The sequence below is a fragment of the Acidovorax delafieldii genome (genome assembly GCF_007993815.1).
GTDB lineage: Bacteria > Pseudomonadota > Gammaproteobacteria > Burkholderiales > Burkholderiaceae_C > Acidovorax > Acidovorax delafieldii.
Window position 1 is genome coordinate 181,603 of record NZ_VJWE01000019.1, and the last position, 16,115, is coordinate 197,717.

Genomic DNA, 16,115 nt, shown 5'->3' on the forward strand with positions numbered 1-16,115 from the left:
GGCCAGGGCAGGTTGAAACCTACTGAGGATACAGGCCGGAGGTGTCAGGTGTTACTGCGGGGGTGCCGGGCGAGCCCGTGCTGTCGGCTCCGCCAGAGCCCAGGGGCGGAAGTACAGCAGGCACCGCACTGGGGATCGCCACGGGCGCTGTTTCCACGCCACCCGTCAAGGTTGCCGGCGCTGCGGATGCGGGGGCGGATGGCATCGCAGGCGCCGTCGGCTGAGGCACTGGGGCCGCAACGCGGGGCGAGTGGTCTACCACCGGTGGAATCTTGGGAGCGTTGGGGCGATCGGGGCTGGCTTGCGTTGCTGCGGGCACCTGGGCCAGCTTTTTGGGCGAGACAGGGCGCAGGGCCGTGGCAGCCCCGTGGGGATTGGGGGTCGCCTTGGAGGCCAACGCCTTGCGCTCTTCGTCAGACAGTGCCTGGTAGGCCTCCCACTGCGCCCGTTTGTCGTCCCCAGCCAGGCGCTTGGTGACCGCGTAGTTCAAGCGTGCCTGGTTGCGCTGCTGGGCACTCAGATTGGCCCAGTCGGTGATGCGGTCATGGAACTTGCGTTGTTCCTCTTCCGAAAGACTGGGGTAGTTGATGGCCAAGTCCAGCCAACGGCGTTTCTGGGCTTCGCTGATCAGCGCCCAGCGTTCCGACAGCGGATACAGCGCTAGTTTTTGCGCCGTGGTGAGCGTGCCCCAGCCTGGTCCTGATTCCGTGGCAGGGGGCATGTTCACGGAAGACAGGTCTGTGCGGGCGTTATTGGGGCGGGCCACTGCGGCCTCAGCGCCCGCCTGGAGCACTGTGCTGGGGGCCATGCGCATCTGCACCAACGCCTGCCAGCCACCAGCGGTAAGCGCACCCAGAAGCGCCAATGCCAGCACGAAGGCTGGCAGCGTGGAGGGAGCTTCAGAGGGGCTTGGGTGCATGCAGTCCAGAGTCAGGCAGGTCAGTTTGACTGCGCGGAGGTCTTGAGGAATTGTACGAAGCCTGGGTCCGAATAAGCGGCGGGAGGCAGGTCATCGGTCAGCAGAGCGGCATCCACCTCGGCCACATCGTTGGCACTGCGTTCGTCCTGCGCGATGTTGATGACCACCAGTCCCACGACCAGCGCCAGCAGAGGCACGGCGGACACCAGGGCATTCCACCAGCCACCGCCTTCGCCGCCACGGCCCAGTGTGGCGGTGCTGCCTGCGTTGACCACCACTGCTGCGGGGGCGGTGCGATGCACCGGCGCGGTGACTTTGCGTTTGGCCAACGCCTGCATGCGCGAGGCGCGCAGCCGCTCGGAGATGTCATAGGGCAGGGCGTCGGTGCCGCTGGACAGGCGCGCCGTGACGCGCAGCGCAAAGCGCTCGGCAGCAGCTTCAGCTTGGGTCGGTGGGGTCTGTACAGTGTTCTTCATGGCTCGATTCCTTTGGCCTTCAGTGCCTTGCTGAGGGTTTGTATGGCGCGAAAGCAGTGTGTTTTGACACTGCCTTCAGAGCAGCCCATGGCGGCAGCCGTCTCTGCGACGTCCATTTCCTCCCAATAACGCATCAGGAACGCTTCCCGTTGACGTGGTGGCAACTCTGCAATTTCTTCTTCAATGCCCTGGAATATCTGGGCCCGGCGGGTCAGGTCTTCCGCGCTTTCGGCTTTGTCGCCGTCTTCTGTCCCTGAGTACGCTTCGAGCAGATCAAAATCCGTGCCATCTTCACCTAGGCCTTCGAAGTCGCTCATGCTCGAAAACAGTGCATTGCGCGTCTTCTGGCGGCGAAACCAGTCCAGGGTGCAGTTGGAAAGAATCCGCTGGAACAGCATGGGCAGTTCGCCCGCCGGTTTGTCCCCGTAATGCTCGGCCAACTTGAGCATGCTGTCTTGCACGATGTCGAGCGCCGCTTCCTCGTTGCGAACGTGGTAGACCGAGCGCTTGAACGCGCGCTTTTCTACGCTTTTGAGGAAATCGGAAAGTTCTTGTTCGGTTGCCAAGACGGGTCAGCCCGGGAGGAGATCGGCGCAGATATCTGCAGTTTCGCAACTCAACGGCGCCGTAAAACCGCAGATTATCGCACCCGCCGGAGTTTTTTTCGGCTGCGGAGCGTTTTGTGAGTGTTGCAGTGCGATAATCGGACTGCAATTCAAAAGGCAAACGGGTCACGGTCCGGCGCGGCAATCATCCCGCCCATGTCCTTGGCCTCAAGTTCCAAGCTGGCTTCACAAGAGCGCGTGCGAGGGGCACCCAAGGTTTTTCGTCAGAGAAATTCACAAAGGTTGATCGATCATGGAAATCTCCAAGGCTGAAATCTCTTCAGCAGCCGCTGCTTCGCAGGGCAACACTTCTCCCGCTTCCGGTTCGCAGGACCTCATGGGTTCTGAGATCCTCATCAAGGCCCTCCAGGCAGAGAACGTCCAGTACATCTGGGGCTACCCTGGCGGCGCGGTTCTTTACATATATGACGCGCTCTACAAGCAAGACACCATCCAGCACGTGCTGGTGCGGCACGAACAGGCCGCCGTGCACGCAGCCGACGGCTACGCTCGCGCCACGGGTGAAGTCGGCGTAGCCTTGGTCACTTCGGGCCCCGGCTTGACCAACGCCGTGACCGGCATCGCCACCGCGTACATGGACTCGATCCCCATGGTGATCATTTCTGGTCAGGTGCCTACGCCCGCCATCGGGCTTGATGCCTTCCAGGAATGCGATACGGTCGGTATCACCCGCCCCATTGTTAAGCACAATTTTCTCGTCAAGGACCCGCGCGACCTGGCCGCGACGATGAAGAAGGCCTTCCATATTGCCCGTACCGGCCGCCCGGGCCCTGTGGTGGTGGATGTGCCCAAAGATGTTTCCTTCAAGAAGGTGCCTTACACCGGCTATCCGCAAACGGTAGAAATGCGCTCGTACAACCCCGTGCGCAAGGGCCATGGCGGACAGATCCGCAAGGCCCTGCAGTTGCTGCTGACGGCCAAGCGCCCTTATATCTACACGGGCGGCGGCGTGCTGTTGGGCAACGCCACCAACGAGCTGCGCACGCTGGTGGACATGCTGGGCTACCCGGTCACCAACACGCTGATGGGCCTCGGGGCCTACCCCGCATCGGACCGCAAGTTCCTGGGCATGCTGGGCATGCACGGCACCATCGAAGCCAACAACGCCATGCAGAACTGCGACGTGCTGCTGGCAGTGGGTGCGCGATTTGACGACCGGGTGATCGGCAACCCCAAGCACTTCGCACAGAACGACCGCAAGATCATCCACGTCGATATCGACCCGTCGAGCATCTCCAAACGCGTGAAGGTCGACATACCGATCGTCGGTGACGTGAAGGACGTGCTCACCGAGCTGATTTCCATGATCCGCGAGAGCAGCACCCGCCCTGACGCCGGTGCCCTGGCTGCCTGGTGGGACACCATTGAAGGCTGGCGCAAGCGCGAGTGCCTGAAGTACAGCATGGGCAGCGGCGATGTGATCAAGCCACAGTACGTGGTAGAGACGCTGTGGAACATGACGAAGGATGGTGATACATACATCACATCCGACGTGGGGCAGCACCAGATGTGGGCGGCGCAGTACTACCGCTTCGACGAGCCGCGCCGCTGGATCAATTCCGGTGGTCTGGGCACGATGGGTGTGGGCATTCCCTATGCCATGGGGATCAAGCTGGCCAAGCCACAGTCCGAAGTGTTTTGTATTACGGGCGAAGGCTCGGTGCAGATGAACATCCAGGAACTGTCCACCTGCCTGCAGTACAACACGCCGATCAAGATCTGCTCGTTGAATAACCGTTATCTGGGCATGGTGCGCCAGTGGCAGGAGATCGAATATTCCGGTCGGTACAGCCACAGCTACATGGACGCGCTGCCCAACTTCGTGAAGCTGGCTGAGGCCTATGGCCACGTAGGGATGCTGATCGAGCACCCCAAGGACGTGGAGCCCGCATTGCGCGAAGCCCGCAAGCTCAAGGACCGCACGGTGTTCATGGACTTCCGTACCGACCCCACCGAGAACGTGTTCCCGATGGTGCAGGCCGGCAAGGGCATCACCGAAATGCTGCTGGGGTCGGAAGACCTTTAAGCCAAATCGGCCTCAGGCGCATGTTTTTCATGTGCTACCAGCTATCGAATAGATAGCATCTAAATTTTTGACGAATCTATTGCCTGCCAAGCCCATGCATTACCGTGCATGGGGGAGGGCAGCAAAAAGAGGAATCTCTTCATCATGAAACACATCATTGCTGTCTTGCTGGAAAACGAGCCTGGTGCTCTTTCCCGCGTCGTGGGTCTGTTCTCGGCCCGTGGCTACAACATCGAGTCGCTCACCGTGGCGCCCACCGAGGATGCATCGCTGTCGCGCATGACCATCCAGACCACGGGCTCCGATGACGTGATCGAGCAGATCACCAAGCATCTGAACCGCCTCATTGAAGTGGTCAAGGTGGTTGACCTCACCGAAGGTGCCTACACCGAGCGTGAGCTCATGATGGTGAAGGTGCGCGCGGTGGGCAAAGAGCGCGAGGAGATGAAGCGCATGGCGGATATCTTCCGTGGTCGCATCATCGACGTGACCGAGAAGAGCTACACCATCGAGCTGACGGGCGATCAGTCCAAAAACGACGCGTTCCTGCAAGCCATCGACCGCACGGCCATCCTGGAAACCGTGCGCACGGGCGCCAGCGGCATCGGCCGGGGCGAGCGAATTTTGCGTGTGTAAGACAATTCACCCCGTTTTTCCCATTTCAATCCCCCCAACAACGCATTTCAACCGGAGTGACCCATGAAAGTTTTCTACGACAAAGACACCGACCTGAGCCTGATCAAGGGCAAGACCGTGGCCATCATCGGCTACGGCTCGCAGGGCCATGCCCACGCACAAAACCTGAACGACAGCGGCGTGAAGGTGGTGGTCGGCCTGCGCAAGGGCGGTGCCTCGTGGGACAAGGTTGGCAAGGCCGGCCTGAACGTGCTGGAAGTCAACGACGCTGTGAAGGCCGCTGACGTGGTCATGATCCTGCTGCCCGATGAAGACATCGCAGCCGTGTACAAGAACAACGTCGAACCCAACATCAAGCAAGGCGCTTCGCTGGCCTTTGCCCACGGTTTCAACGTGCACTACAACCAAGTCGTGCCCCGCGCCGACCTGGACGTGTGGATGGTTGCCCCCAAGGCCCCAGGCCACACTGTGCGCAACACTTACACCCAAGGCGGCGGCGTGCCCCACCTGGTCGCAGTGCACCAAGACAAGTCCGGCAAGGCCCGTGACCTGGCCTTGAGCTACGCTGCTGCCAACGGCGGTGGCAAGGCTGGCATCATCGAGACCAACTTCAAGGAAGAAACCGAGACCGACCTGTTCGGCGAACAGGCCGTGCTGTGCGGCGGTGCCGTCGAGCTGATCAAGATGGGTTACGAAACCCTGGTCGAAGCCGGTTATGCGCCCGAAATGGCCTACTTCGAATGCCTGCACGAGCTCAAGCTCATCGTGGACCTGATCTACGAAGGTGGCATCGCCAACATGAACTACTCGATCTCGAACAACGCCGAATACGGCGAGTACGTGACCGGCCCTGAAGTGATCAATGAGCAGTCGCGCGCTGCCATGCGCAATGCCCTCAAGCGCATCCAGAACGGTGACTACGCCAAGATGTTCATCCAGGAAGGCCGCCTGAACTACCCATCGATGACGGCCCGCCGCCGCAACACGGCCGACCACAGCATCGAAAAGGTGGGCGGCCAGCTGCGCGCCATGATGCCCTGGATCGCCAAGAACAAGCTGGTCGACCAGACCCGCAACTGATGTTTCGTTTCTGAAGCGTCAAAAGGCCACTTCGGTGGCCTTTTTCATTGGCGGGCGGCACGGTGTGCAGGCGCTACACTGCGGCCTTCGCCTTTTGCGCGCTTGGCAGTCGGCATTCCTGCGGGAAATGGTTCAATACTATAAATTTAATAGCTGCTTGTGCAATATTTGCAAGCGCTGGAGGTCTGTTTGATGCATGACGGCAATGAGTCCACCGAGAACCCCGGTGTGATGGTGCGCAAAAGGCGCAAAGGCATCTACATCCTGCCCAATCTGTTCACGCTGGCGGCGCTGTTTGGGGGCTTTTACTCCATCGTCATGGCCATGAATGGCCGGTTTGATCAGGCGGCGGTGGGCGTCTTCTGCGCGATGGTGCTCGACAGCCTGGACGGGCGCGTGGCCCGCATGACCAATACCCAGAGTGCGTTTGGCGAGCAGATGGACTCGTTGTCCGACATGGTGTCCTTTGGTGCTGCGCCTGCCCTGATTGCCTATGAGTGGTCCCTGCAGGGTCTGGGCCGCTGGGGCTGGATTGCTGCGTTTGTGTACTGTGCCTGTGCGGCGCTTCGCCTGGCGCGCTTTAACGTGAATACGGGCGTTGTGGACAAGCGCTATTTCCAGGGGCTGCCTTCACCAGCCGCTGCGGCCTTGGTGGCAGGATTTATCTGGTTGATGACCGAGCTGGGCGTGCGTCCCGGCGAAGACCACTGGCTGACATGGAGCCAGGTGACCTGGATCATGTTCTCCTTCACGCTGTATGCAGGGCTCACCATGGTGACCAATGTGCCGTTCTACAGCTTCAAGGATGTGCAGATGAAAAAGAGCGTGCCTTTTGCTGCCATCGTGCTCATCGCGCTGGGCATCGCTGTCATCAACATCCACCCCCCTATCGTGCTGTTTGGTGTGTTCGTGTTCTATGGCCTGAGTGGTTATGGTGTGTACGCCTGGCGCAAGGCCAAAGGGCAGCACAGCAGCGTGATCAGCACCTCTACCGACGAACCTGACGAGCGCGGTCTGCACAAGTGATGACCGTGATATCCGGCCAGTTGTGCTACATTGCGCCATATGAATTTGTTTGCTCTGGCGCTACTGCTACCTCCCCACGGGCGGAGACAGTAGGCGCACGCGCACACTTTCCACAAAGGCCCGTTTGCACCCGCGACGGGCCTTTTGTTTTGGGCGCCAGATTTCTACGTTGCGGGGCCCCACCCACTGATACCAGGAGAACAACATGGCTGACAAACTGATCATTTTCGATACCACCTTGCGCGATGGGGAGCAGTCTCCCGGCGCCTCGATGACCAAGGACGAGAAGCTGCGCATTGCCCGCCAGCTCGAGCGTCTGAAGGTGGATGTGATCGAGGCCGGTTTTGCAGCCAGCTCCAATGGCGACTTTGAAGCCGTTCAGGCGATTGCCAACGCCATCAAGGAGTCCACCATCTGTTCCCTGTCTCGGGCCAATGATCGTGATATTTCACGCGCTGCCGAGGCCCTCAAGGGCGCGGCGAGTGCCCGTATTCACACCTTCATTGCCACTTCGGCGTTGCACATGGAGAAAAAGCTGCGGATGACGCCTGACCAGGTGCTGGAGCAGGCCAAACAGTCGGTCCGTTTCGCCCGCAACCTGGTGGGTGACATCGAGTTCAGCCCTGAGGACGGCTACCGCAGCGACCCCGACTTTTTGTGCCGCGTGCTGGAAGCCGTGATTGCAGAAGGTGCCACCACCATCAACGTGCCCGATACCGTGGGCTATGCCGTTCCGGAGTTGTACGGCAACTTCATCAAGACACTGCGCGAGCGCATCCCCAATAGCGACAAGGCGATCTGGTCGGTGCATTGCCACAATGATCTGGGCATGGCAGTGGCCAACTCGCTCGCCGGTGTGAAGATTGGTGGTGCGCGGCAGGTCGAATGCACCATCAACGGTCTGGGTGAGCGCGCCGGTAATTGCTCCCTCGAAGAGGTCGTGATGGCAGTCAAGACCCGCCGTGACTACTTTGGCCTTGAACTGGGGATTGATACCCAGCACATTGTCGCAGCCAGCCGCATGGTCAGCCAGACCACTGGTTTTGTGGTGCAGCCCAACAAGGCCGTGGTGGGTGCCAACGCATTTGCTCATGCCAGCGGTATCCACCAGGATGGCGTGCTCAAGGCACGCGATACCTACGAGATCATGCGGGCGGAAGATGTGGGCTGGAGCGCCAACAAGATCGTGCTGGGCAAGCTCAGTGGTCGTAACGCCTTCAAACAGCGCCTGCAGGAACTGGGTGTCAGCCTGGACAGCGAAACTGAAGTCAACACCGCTTTCACGCGCTTCAAGGAATTGGCCGATCGCAAGAGCGAGATCTTTGACGAAGATATCTTGGCACTGGTGAGCGACGAGAGCGTGACTGCTGAAAAAGAGCAATACGGGTTCGTATCCTTGTTCCAGCAAAGCGAAACCGGTGAGCAGCCCCGTGCGCGCATCGTGTTCACCGTGGATGGGCATGAGGTGCGCGGCGAGGCCGAGGGCAACGGTCCTGTCGACGCCTCGCTCAAGGCCATCGAATCGCATGTGAAGAGTGGCGCCGAAATGGTGTTGTATTCCGTCAATGCCATCAGTGGCTCTACCGAGAGCCAGGGCGAGGTCACAGTGCGGTTGCAGAACAGCGGGCGTGTGGTGAATGGTGTGGGCGCGGACCCAGACATCGTCGTGGCGTCGGCGAAGGCCTACCTTAGCGCTTTGAACAAGTTACAAAGTAAAGCCGATCGGGTGGCCGCACAAGGCTGAGTGATCAATTTATAATTCACTCACTTTCTCGGAAAGTCGCGCAAGGTATTGATCTTGCGCGACTTTTTTTGATTCTGTACACTGCTCAATAATTCTTACCGTTTGGAGCACTTTGATGCACCATCGCCGCAACGCTGCAGTGAATCGATTTTTCCAGTGGATGGGTTTCGCGCTCGTGAGCGCTGCCCTCATTTCCCCCTCTGTGCATGCGGCAGATGTCAAAAAGCCAGGGGTCAAAAAACAGCAGGTCAGCGCAAGCAACGCGAAGCGTGCCGTGGCACCACGCAAGGTGGCCGCCAGCATCAAGCCCACGCGCGTCGCTGCCCGGACTGCCAAAGCACCTACCAAGGTGGCGTTTGTTCCAGCCAAGCCCTCTTTCGGCCAGATGGCGGGCTTGCACGAGGTCAATGATCCGCTGGACCTCAAGTCCAGCGTAGCGCTGGTGGTGGACCAAGACACCCATGAGGTGTTGCTCCGCAAGAACGATCAGGCTGTGCTTCCCATCGCCTCGCTGACCAAGCTCATGACGGGCATGCTGATTTCGCAGGCCAAGTTGCCCATGGACGAGCCTGTCACCATTACGCAGGACGATGTAGACACCGAAAAGGGGAGTCGGTCGCGTCTGACCGTGGGTACCACGCTAACGCGTGGCGAGATGCTGCACTTGGCGCTGATGTCCAGCGAGAACCGGGCAGCCCATGCACTGGGTCGTACTTACCCGGGTGGGTTGGAGGTCTTTGTGACGCAAATGAACTCCAAGGCCAAGTCGCTGGGCATGAACGATACTCACTATGTGGAGCCCACTGGTCTGTCCAGCCGTAACCAGTCCAGTGCCCGCGATCTTGCAACGCTGGTGGGTGTGGCGCATGGAGATCCTTTGTTGCGCGAGCTGTCCACTTCCCCCGGCTATGAAGTGGCGGTGGGGCATAAGACGCTTCAGTACAACAACACCAACGGTCTCGTGAAAAATCCTACCTGGGACATCGGTCTGCAGAAGACCGGTTATATCTCCGAGGCAGGGCGTTGCTTGGTGATGCAAGCCCAGGTGGCCGGGCGCAAATTGATCATGGTGTTCCTGGACTCTGCAGGTAAATTCAGTCGATTGGGCGATGCCGAGCGGGTGCGCCGCTGGGTGGAGTCGAATCCTTCGCTGGCCGCACCTTTACAGGCGGTACGGAGCAACAACGGCTGATAGGCAGACATCTCCCCACATGCGCCTGACAGGCTGGTCCTGTCAGGCGTTTTTGTTTGTAGTGCGAGTCCGTACTCGCAAATGGTCTTGGGTGAATCGGGTCAGCGGTCATCTCTTGCCTTGAATGGGTTGGGACGCGATGAGCTGGCAAGACCGTGCCGGAGGCCTGCCGCGCGTGTCCCATCCACACCGTGCAGCGCCAGCCTCGATGCCTCAATGCGCCACTGCGGCCCCGTCCATGGCGCCTTTGGCAAATGGGGTGTGGATGTAGAACGTCAACGCAATTCGGTGCGTTGGTTGGTGATTGGGTTGTGACTGGCGTCGGTACTTGGTGTATGACCCAGGGCCAGTGAAATTTCGTTCGCCGTTGCTTGCAGCTTGGGGAGCCAGCCTTCATCCAGTCTGTCAGCGGGGGCTGAAATGGACAGGCCTGCTACCAGTTTTCCCTGGTCGTCATACACACCGGCTGCCATACAGCGCACGCCCAACTCAAGCTCTTCGTTATCGCGGGCAATGCCGTATTGCCGGGCCTTTGCCAGTTCTCGCTCCAGCACGGGCAGCTGGGTGATGCTGTTGCGGGTATGGCCTGCAAGACCGGTGCGGGTGGCGTAGGCACGAACGCGCTGGGGGTCATCCAGTGCGAGGAAGAGCTTTCCTGTAGAGGTCAGGTGCAGTGGTGCCCTGCCGCCGATGGCTCGCACCACCTGCATACCCGACCGCTCACTGTAGGCGCGCTCCACATACACAATCTCATCGCCCTGGCGCATGCTCAGGTTCACGGGCTGCTGGATCAGCTTGTGCAGACTGCGCATGGGGGTCAGCGCCGCATCACGAACGCTCAGGCGTGCCTTCACCAGGTTGCCCAGCTCCAGCAGACGCATGCCGAGCCGGTAGCTGCCAGATTCGGGGCGGTCCACAAACCGTCCGATGGTCAGGTCATTCAGGATGCGGTGAGTCGTAGAGGGGTGCAGCCCTGTCTTTTCGCTGATTTCCTTGAGGGAAATCGCCTCTTCACGAGAAGCCAGAACATCGATCAGAGTGAACATGCGCTCAAGCACCTGAACGCTGGGTTTGAGAGGGATGCTGGAATCGGTTTTTTTCATGAGCGGCTATGGTGCGAAGGCCGCTACATTTTATCTTGTGAAATGTTAACGCGTATTCAGGTGCTCGCGTGGCCGGTGTCTGCTACCCGGTGCCATAGCCCATCGGTACGGATTTCATGGGGCACAAAGCGTGCCTTGTAGTTCATCTTGGGGCTGGTTTCTATCCAGTACCCCAGGTAGACATGGGGCAGGCCAAGTGCATGGGCTTGCGCAATTTGCCACATAACGTTGTAGGTGCCGTAGCTGCAATGGGGCTCGGGTTCGTAAAACGTATACACGGCAGACAGGCCGTCATCGAGCACGTCAAGAATGGAGACCATCTTGAGCGCACCGGGTTCGCCTGATGCGTCGGTCTCGCGGAACTCCACCAGTCTTGAGTTCACCCTGCTTTGCAGCAGAAACTGTGTGTACTGGTCGATGCTGTCATGGTCCATGCCACCGCCTGCATGGCGGCCGTTCTGGTAGCGCAGGTACAGCTGGTAATGTTCGGGCACAAAACACAGCCGTAGCACCCGGGCCTGCAGTTGGCCGTGGCGTGTTGCCGCGCGTCTTTGACTGCGATCAGGCTTGAATTCGTTGACCAGGACCCGCAGCGGTGTACACGCCTGGCATCCGTCGCAATAGGGGCGGTAGGTGAACATGCCACTGCGGCGAAACCCTTTGGTTACGAGGTCGGAATAGAGATCGCTCTGGATCAGATGGCTGGGGGTGGCGACCTGCGATCGTGCCTGACGGTCCGGCAGGTAACTGCAGGGGTAGGGGGCTGTCGCGTAAAACTGCAGGGTCTGCAGTGGAAGGTCATTGAGTTGCGTCATGCCGGATCGATCTTGGGTGGCAGCAGCTCGTTCCAGTATACGGGCTCAAATCTCCAGGGGATGGCAGGCTGTTGTCGCGCTTTGTCCACATGTACCAGGAAATCGGCGCGGGGTATTTCCCGGCCGCCCAGGGAGGTCAGGTGCCGCGTATTCTGCTGGCAGTCAATCAAGGTGATGCCATGACGGCGGCACAGGCAGACCAAGGCTGCAAGAGCGATCTTGGAGGCGTCGGTCGCATGGGCAAACATGGATTCTCCGAACACCGCACGACCCAGCGCCACGCAGTACAGGCCCCCTATGAGTTGGTCGTCCACCCAGGTTTCCACGCTGTGGGCATGGCCTGCTCGGTGTAAATCAGTGTAGGCGTTCACCATCTCCGGCACGATCCAGGTTCCAGCCTGGCCCTCGCGTTCCTTGGTGGCACAAGCCGTGATGACGTCATGGAATGCGCTATCGACGCGTATTTCGCAATGCGCCTGTCTGCGAAACGCCTGCAGCCGTTTGTTCAGTGATCGATGCAGCCGAAATTCCGACACTGGCAGCACCATGCGCGGATCGGGTGCCCACCACAGGATGGGTTGCCCAGGGCCATACCAGGGAAAAGTACCCTGCGCATACGCGGCACGGAGGCTGTCCACATCCAGTGCACCACCTGCCGCCAGCAGTCCCGGCGCAGGGTCGCCCTCTCCCCACGCAAGGGTCGGGGCTGGAAGGGGGGCGTCAGGTTCGAGCCAGGGGAGTTGCGCGGGCATGCGGGCGTGTGTCGCAAAGGCACTATTGTCTGGCAAGCACTGGCGCGCTGCGTGATGGGGTTTCGGCCAACAAAAAAGCCCCACACTCAGAAAGTGTGGGGCTTTTTCAGATTGGCTCCTCGACCTGGGCTCGAACCAGGGACCTACGGATTAACAGTCCGGCGCTCTACCGACTGAGCTATCGAGGAATGATCGGTATCTATCAACTGACTAATTAAAAGGCCCCGCTTTTTTCATGCAGGGCCTGCAAATTCTTGGCTCCTCGACCTGGGCTCGAACCAGGGACCTACGGATTAACAGTCCGGCGCTCTACCGACTGAGCTATCGAGGAACAAGACTTAGATTATATACACAAAAATTGTCCCGAATCCACAAAACTGACTGCATCGGTTCGCAAACCCACGCGCCAACCTGAAGCCGCATGGCGCGATATGCTGGGCACCCTGCTGCCAATTTGGCGGTCTGTGCCTTGTCTCCAAGCCTGTCTCATATTTCATGACCATCCACACCATTTTGAAAATGGGCGACCCCCGCCTGCTGCGCGTGGCGCAGCCTGTCACTGCGTTCGACACTGACGAGTTGCATCAGCTGGTGCGGGATATGTTCGAGACCATGGCCTCCGTGAACGGAGCCGGCCTTGCCGCGCCGCAGATTGGGGTAGATCTGCAACTGGTGATCTTTGGTTCCAACGACCGCAATCCGCGCTATCCGGATCGGCCGCTTGTGCCGCCCACCGTACTGCTCAACCCGGTGATCACGCCCCTGGGGGTGGAAGAAGAGGAAGACTGGGAGGGTTGCCTCTCCGTGCCCGGTTTGCGCGGCAAGGTGCCCCGCTGGTCGCGCATCCGCTACACAGGCTTCGATTTGTACGGCGACCCCATTGACCGCACGGTAGATGGCTTCCATGCGCGTGTCGTACAGCACGAATGCGACCACCTGATCGGCAAGCTGTATCCCATGCGGGTGCGTGATTTCACGCAGTTCGGTTTTACCGAGGTGCTGTTCCCTGAGATCAGTGCCACCGAAGACGACTGATAGGGATCCTCTCCTGGGCCTATCCCTGCGCGGTCAGGACGACAGTTCCTGCAGCAGCTCGGTCTCGATCTGGATCTGGCGGGCGTTGTTCTGCAGCTCTGGGCCCTGGATGAGAAAGGTGTCTTCCACCCGCTCGCCCAGGGTACTGACCTTGGCCAGTTGCACGCTCAGGTGGTGCTGCGCCAGGATGCGTGCCACGAGATAGAGCAGACCGGCACGGTCGCTGGCCGAGATCGCCAGCAGCCAGCGCTGCGCCTTTTCGTCGGGGCGCAAGGTCACCCGGGGCGCTACGGGAAAGCTCTTGACCCGGCGTGACACCCGCTTGCGGGTGGGTTCTGGCAAAGGGCCGCCTTCCTCGATCACGCGCATCAGGTCGCTCTCCACCATGTGGGTCAGCTCGCGGTAGTGTCCGGGCTGCTCCGATGCCGAAGAGGCCACAACCTGAAAGGTGTCCAGCGCATAGCCGTTGTTGGCGGTGTGCACCCGCGCATCGAGGATGCTGAAACCCACACGGTCGAAGTAGCCGCAGATGCGTGCAAACAGGTCGGCCTGGTCGGCGGCGTAGACCATCACCTGCAGCCCATCACCCGCCAGCGACTGGCGGGCGCGCACCACCGGCTTGGCCGTGCCCACATGGCGCGACAGGTGGCGTGTGTGCCAGGCAATGTCGGCAGCGTCGTGGCGCATGAAATAGCTCACATCCAGCGTGGCCCACAGCGCCTTGTGCGCTTCAAAGGGCAGGGCGTTGAGCGCCAGCAGTACCAGCGCGTCGCGCTTGCGGGCTTCGATTTCGGCCGCAGCATCGGGTGCGCGGCCACCCAGGGTGCGCAGCGTGGCGCGGTACAGGTCTTCCAGCAGCTTGCCTTTCCAGGCATTCCAGACCTTGGGGCTGGTGCCGCGGATGTCCGCTACCGTGAGCAGGTACATGGCCGTGAGGTTGCGTTCGTTGCCCACGCGGCGTGCAAAGGCAGCAATCACATCGGGGTCGCTCAGGTCCTGCTTTTGCGCCACAGTGCTCATGGTCAGGTGCTCACGCACCAGAAACTCGATGAGCCGGCCATCTTCGCGGTCCACGCCGTGCTGGCGGCAAAAGCGCCGTACTTCTTCTGCGCCGATTTGCGAGTGGTCGCCACCGCGTCCCTTGCCAATGTCATGGAAAAGCGCCGCCACATACAAAATCCAGGGCTTGTCCCAGCCGCCCGCCAGCTGCGAGCAAAAGGGGTATTCGTGCGCATGCTCGGCCATGAAGAAGCGGCGCACGTTGCGCAGCACCATCAGAATGTGCTGGTCCACCGTGTAGACGTGGAACAGGTCATGCTGCATCTGCCCCACGATGCGACGGAACGGCCACAGGTAGCGGCCTAGCACCGAGGTCTGGTTCATCAACCGCATGGCGTGCGTGATGCCCGAGGGCTGCTGCAGGATGCGCATGAAGGCATCGCGGTTGACCGGGTCTCGACGGAAGGCGCTGTCCATCACGCCGCGTGCGTTGTACAGCGCACGCAAGGTGCGCGCCGACAGGTCCTTGAGCCCGACCGTGGTCTGGTAGAGCAGGAAGGTCTCCAGGATCGCGTGCGGGTCGCGGGTGTAAAGGTCGTCGCTGGCCACCTCGATAAGACCCGCCTTCTCAAAGAACCGTTCGTTGATCGGACGCGGCTCATGGGTCGATGGGTTCAGGCGCTCTTCAATGTTGAGCAGCAGGATCTGGCTGAGTTGCGACACGGCCTTCGCTGCCCAGTAGTACCGCCGCATCAGACTTTCGCTGGCCCGCATGGGCAGGCGCGAGCCATCGGGTGCTTGCGAGCGGTAGCCGAACGACTCGGCCACGGCGGTCTGCAAGTCGAACACCAGCCGGTCTTCGTGCCGCCCGGCCGCTGCATGCAGGCGGGCACGGATCAGGCACAGCAGCGCCTCGTTGCGCTCGATCTGGCGCACTTCGAAGGCCGTGGCCAGGCCACTGGTGGCCAGTTCCTTCCAGTTGCTGCCCAGCCCGGCAGCCTGCGACACCCACAGGATCATCTGCAGGTCCCGCAGCCCGCCGGGCGACTCCTTGCAATTGGGCTCCAGCGAATAGGGCGTGTTCTCGTACTTGGTGTGGCGCTGGCGCATCTCCAGGGTCTTGGCGACCAGAAACGCCTGGGGGTTCATCTGCGCGCGGTACTGGCGCTGGAATTCTGCAAACAGCGCGGCGCTGCCGCACACCAGCCGCGATTCGAGCAGCGAGGTCTGCACGGTGACATCGCCCGCGCTTTCGGCAAGGCATTCGGCCACCGTGCGCACGCTCGATCCGATCTCCAGGCCCGTGTCCCAGCAGCTACCGATGAAGCCTTCCAGTTTCGTGCGCAAGGCACTGCCGGCCTCGGGCGCCGTGCCGTCGGGCAGCAGCAGCAGGACATCGACATCGGAATAGGGGAACAACTGGTCGCGCCCAAATCCGCCGACGGCCACCAGGGCCATATCGTCGGGCAGCTCAGCACGCTGCCACAGGGTCTGCAGCAGGTTGCCCGCCAGCGACGACAGCTTGCGCAGCAGCACACGGATGCCGCGTGTCGATGCGCCGGTGGATTGCATGGCCGCCAGCAGCGCGGCCTTGTCGCTGCGGTAGGCGTCGCGCAGGGCATGGAGTTCAGTCATGGTCGGTAAGTATCGTGGGAGGCCATGAAAAAGCCATGCAAGAGTTGTGCA

At 60.6% G+C, this 16,115-nt stretch carries 14 protein-coding genes and 2 tRNA genes; 7 read left to right on the forward strand and 9 right to left on the reverse strand.

The annotated features are described in order from the left end of the window. Positions 1 to 19 precede the first annotated feature (19 nt). Genes ATF69_RS22830 through ATF69_RS22840 form a run of 3 tightly spaced genes read right to left on the reverse strand, consistent with a single transcriptional unit; the run spans position 20 to position 1,961 of the window. On the reverse strand, positions 20 to 919 hold the full coding sequence (locus ATF69_RS22830; protein ID WP_146872386.1) for a DUF3106 domain-containing protein: 900 nt from the start codon (positions 917 to 919) through the stop codon (positions 20 to 22). Positions 920 to 939: 20 nt separating this feature from the next. Beyond that, a complete protein-coding gene (locus ATF69_RS22835) occupies positions 940 to 1,395 on the reverse strand; it encodes a DUF3619 family protein (protein ID WP_056067352.1) in 456 nt (151 codons plus the stop codon). Then, the gene (locus tag ATF69_RS22840; RefSeq protein ID WP_146872387.1) at positions 1,392 to 1,961 is read right to left on the reverse strand and encodes an RNA polymerase sigma factor; all 570 of its coding nucleotides are present in this window, start codon (positions 1,959 to 1,961) and stop codon (positions 1,392 to 1,394) included. Before ATF69_RS22840 ends, ATF69_RS22835 begins: the two co-directional genes overlap by 4 nt. 292 nt (positions 1,962 to 2,253) lie before the next feature. Between ATF69_RS22840 and ATF69_RS22845 the strand changes: the two genes are divergently transcribed. The 6 genes from ATF69_RS22845 to ATF69_RS22870 all read left to right on the forward strand — a co-directional run bounded on the left by ATF69_RS22845 (position 2,254) and on the right by ATF69_RS22870 (position 9,725). Next, positions 2,254 to 4,047, forward strand: coding sequence for an acetolactate synthase 3 catalytic subunit (locus ATF69_RS22845; RefSeq protein ID WP_146872388.1), 1,794 nt, complete (start codon positions 2,254 to 2,256; stop codon positions 4,045 to 4,047). A 144-nt stretch (positions 4,048 to 4,191) separates the two neighbouring features. Next, on the forward strand, positions 4,192 to 4,683 hold the full coding sequence (gene ilvN / locus ATF69_RS22850; RefSeq protein WP_015013659.1) for an acetolactate synthase small subunit: 492 nt from the start codon (positions 4,192 to 4,194) through the stop codon (positions 4,681 to 4,683). A gap of 63 nt (positions 4,684 to 4,746) precedes the next feature. Then, complete coding sequence (ilvC, locus tag ATF69_RS22855; protein WP_056067358.1) at positions 4,747 to 5,763, forward strand: ketol-acid reductoisomerase; 1,017 nt, start codon at positions 4,747 to 4,749, stop codon at positions 5,761 to 5,763. Between the two features lie 192 nt (positions 5,764 to 5,955). Continuing rightward, positions 5,956 to 6,789 carry a CDP-diacylglycerol--serine O-phosphatidyltransferase gene (pssA, locus tag ATF69_RS22860; RefSeq protein ID WP_056067359.1) on the forward strand — a complete coding sequence of 278 codons (834 nt, stop codon included), beginning with the start codon at positions 5,956 to 5,958 and terminating at the stop codon, positions 6,787 to 6,789. 205 nt (positions 6,790 to 6,994) lie between these two features. Next, positions 6,995 to 8,533 (forward strand): 2-isopropylmalate synthase, encoded by a 1,539-nt coding sequence (locus ATF69_RS22865; protein WP_121943206.1) that lies wholly within the window; start codon positions 6,995 to 6,997, stop codon positions 8,531 to 8,533. Between the two features lie 115 nt (positions 8,534 to 8,648). Beyond that, complete coding sequence (locus ATF69_RS22870) at positions 8,649 to 9,725, forward strand: serine hydrolase (RefSeq protein ID WP_146872389.1); 1,077 nt, start codon at positions 8,649 to 8,651, stop codon at positions 9,723 to 9,725. 275 nt (positions 9,726 to 10,000) lie between these two features. On the opposite strand, the gene ATF69_RS22875 is transcribed toward ATF69_RS22870, so the two are convergent. From ATF69_RS22875 to ATF69_RS22895, 5 genes are all read right to left on the reverse strand, one after another. Next, the gene (locus tag ATF69_RS22875; RefSeq protein WP_116749561.1) at positions 10,001 to 10,828 is read right to left on the reverse strand and encodes an IclR family transcriptional regulator; all 828 of its coding nucleotides are present in this window, start codon (positions 10,826 to 10,828) and stop codon (positions 10,001 to 10,003) included. A 56-nt stretch (positions 10,829 to 10,884) separates the two neighbouring features. Continuing rightward, positions 10,885 to 11,643 carry an arginyltransferase gene (locus ATF69_RS22880; protein ID WP_056744184.1) on the reverse strand — a complete coding sequence of 253 codons (759 nt, stop codon included), beginning with the start codon at positions 11,641 to 11,643 and terminating at the stop codon, positions 10,885 to 10,887. Next, positions 11,640 to 12,395: a leucyl/phenylalanyl-tRNA--protein transferase gene (gene aat, locus ATF69_RS22885; RefSeq protein ID WP_146872390.1), complete on the reverse strand. Its 756-nt coding sequence runs from the start codon at positions 12,393 to 12,395 to the stop codon at positions 11,640 to 11,642. The genes ATF69_RS22880 and aat overlap by 4 nt, the downstream gene beginning before the upstream one ends. Before the next feature lie 112 nt (positions 12,396 to 12,507). Then, positions 12,508 to 12,583, reverse strand: a tRNA-Asn gene (locus ATF69_RS22890). A 67-nt stretch (positions 12,584 to 12,650) separates the two neighbouring features. Beyond that, positions 12,651 to 12,726, reverse strand: a tRNA-Asn gene (locus ATF69_RS22895). Between the two features lie 164 nt (positions 12,727 to 12,890). On the opposite strand from ATF69_RS22895, the gene def reads away from it, so the two are divergent. Next, on the forward strand, positions 12,891 to 13,430 hold the full coding sequence (gene def, locus ATF69_RS22900) for a peptide deformylase (RefSeq protein WP_056067371.1): 540 nt from the start codon (positions 12,891 to 12,893) through the stop codon (positions 13,428 to 13,430). Between the two features lie 33 nt (positions 13,431 to 13,463). Here def and ATF69_RS22905 read toward each other — a convergent pair whose 3' ends face one another. Beyond that, positions 13,464 to 16,064, reverse strand: a complete 2,601-nt coding sequence (locus ATF69_RS22905; protein ID WP_146872391.1) for a [protein-PII] uridylyltransferase — start codon at positions 16,062 to 16,064, stop codon at positions 13,464 to 13,466. Positions 16,065 to 16,115: the final 51 nt, after the last annotated feature.

Excerpts from the sequence above, each read along its gene's own strand:
- pssA (WP_056067359.1), top strand. The coding sequence starts at position 5,956 with ATGCATGACGGCAATGAGTCCACCGAGAACCCCGGTGTGATGGTGCGC.
- ATF69_RS22845 (WP_146872388.1), top strand. The coding sequence starts at position 2,254 with ATGGAAATCTCCAAGGCTGAAATCTCTTCAGCAGCCGCTGCTTCGCAG.
- ATF69_RS22880 (WP_056744184.1), bottom strand. The coding sequence starts at position 11,643 with ATGACGCAACTCAATGACCTTCCACTGCAGACCCTGCAGTTTTACGCG.
- ATF69_RS22870 (WP_146872389.1), top strand. The coding sequence starts at position 8,649 with ATGCACCATCGCCGCAACGCTGCAGTGAATCGATTTTTCCAGTGGATG.
- ATF69_RS22830 (WP_146872386.1), bottom strand. The coding sequence starts at position 919 with ATGCACCCAAGCCCCTCTGAAGCTCCCTCCACGCTGCCAGCCTTCGTG.
- ATF69_RS22905 (WP_146872391.1), bottom strand. The coding sequence starts at position 16,064 with ATGACTGAACTCCATGCCCTGCGCGACGCCTACCGCAGCGACAAGGCC.
- ATF69_RS22875 (WP_116749561.1), bottom strand. The coding sequence starts at position 10,828 with ATGAAAAAAACCGATTCCAGCATCCCTCTCAAACCCAGCGTTCAGGTG.
- ATF69_RS22835 (WP_056067352.1), bottom strand. The coding sequence starts at position 1,395 with ATGAAGAACACTGTACAGACCCCACCGACCCAAGCTGAAGCTGCTGCC.
- ilvN (WP_015013659.1), top strand. The coding sequence starts at position 4,192 with ATGAAACACATCATTGCTGTCTTGCTGGAAAACGAGCCTGGTGCTCTT.
- ATF69_RS22865 (WP_121943206.1), top strand. The coding sequence starts at position 6,995 with ATGGCTGACAAACTGATCATTTTCGATACCACCTTGCGCGATGGGGAG.
- def (WP_056067371.1), top strand. The coding sequence starts at position 12,891 with ATGACCATCCACACCATTTTGAAAATGGGCGACCCCCGCCTGCTGCGC.
- aat (WP_146872390.1), bottom strand. The coding sequence starts at position 12,395 with ATGCCCGCGCAACTCCCCTGGCTCGAACCTGACGCCCCCCTTCCAGCC.
- ilvC (WP_056067358.1), top strand. The coding sequence starts at position 4,747 with ATGAAAGTTTTCTACGACAAAGACACCGACCTGAGCCTGATCAAGGGC.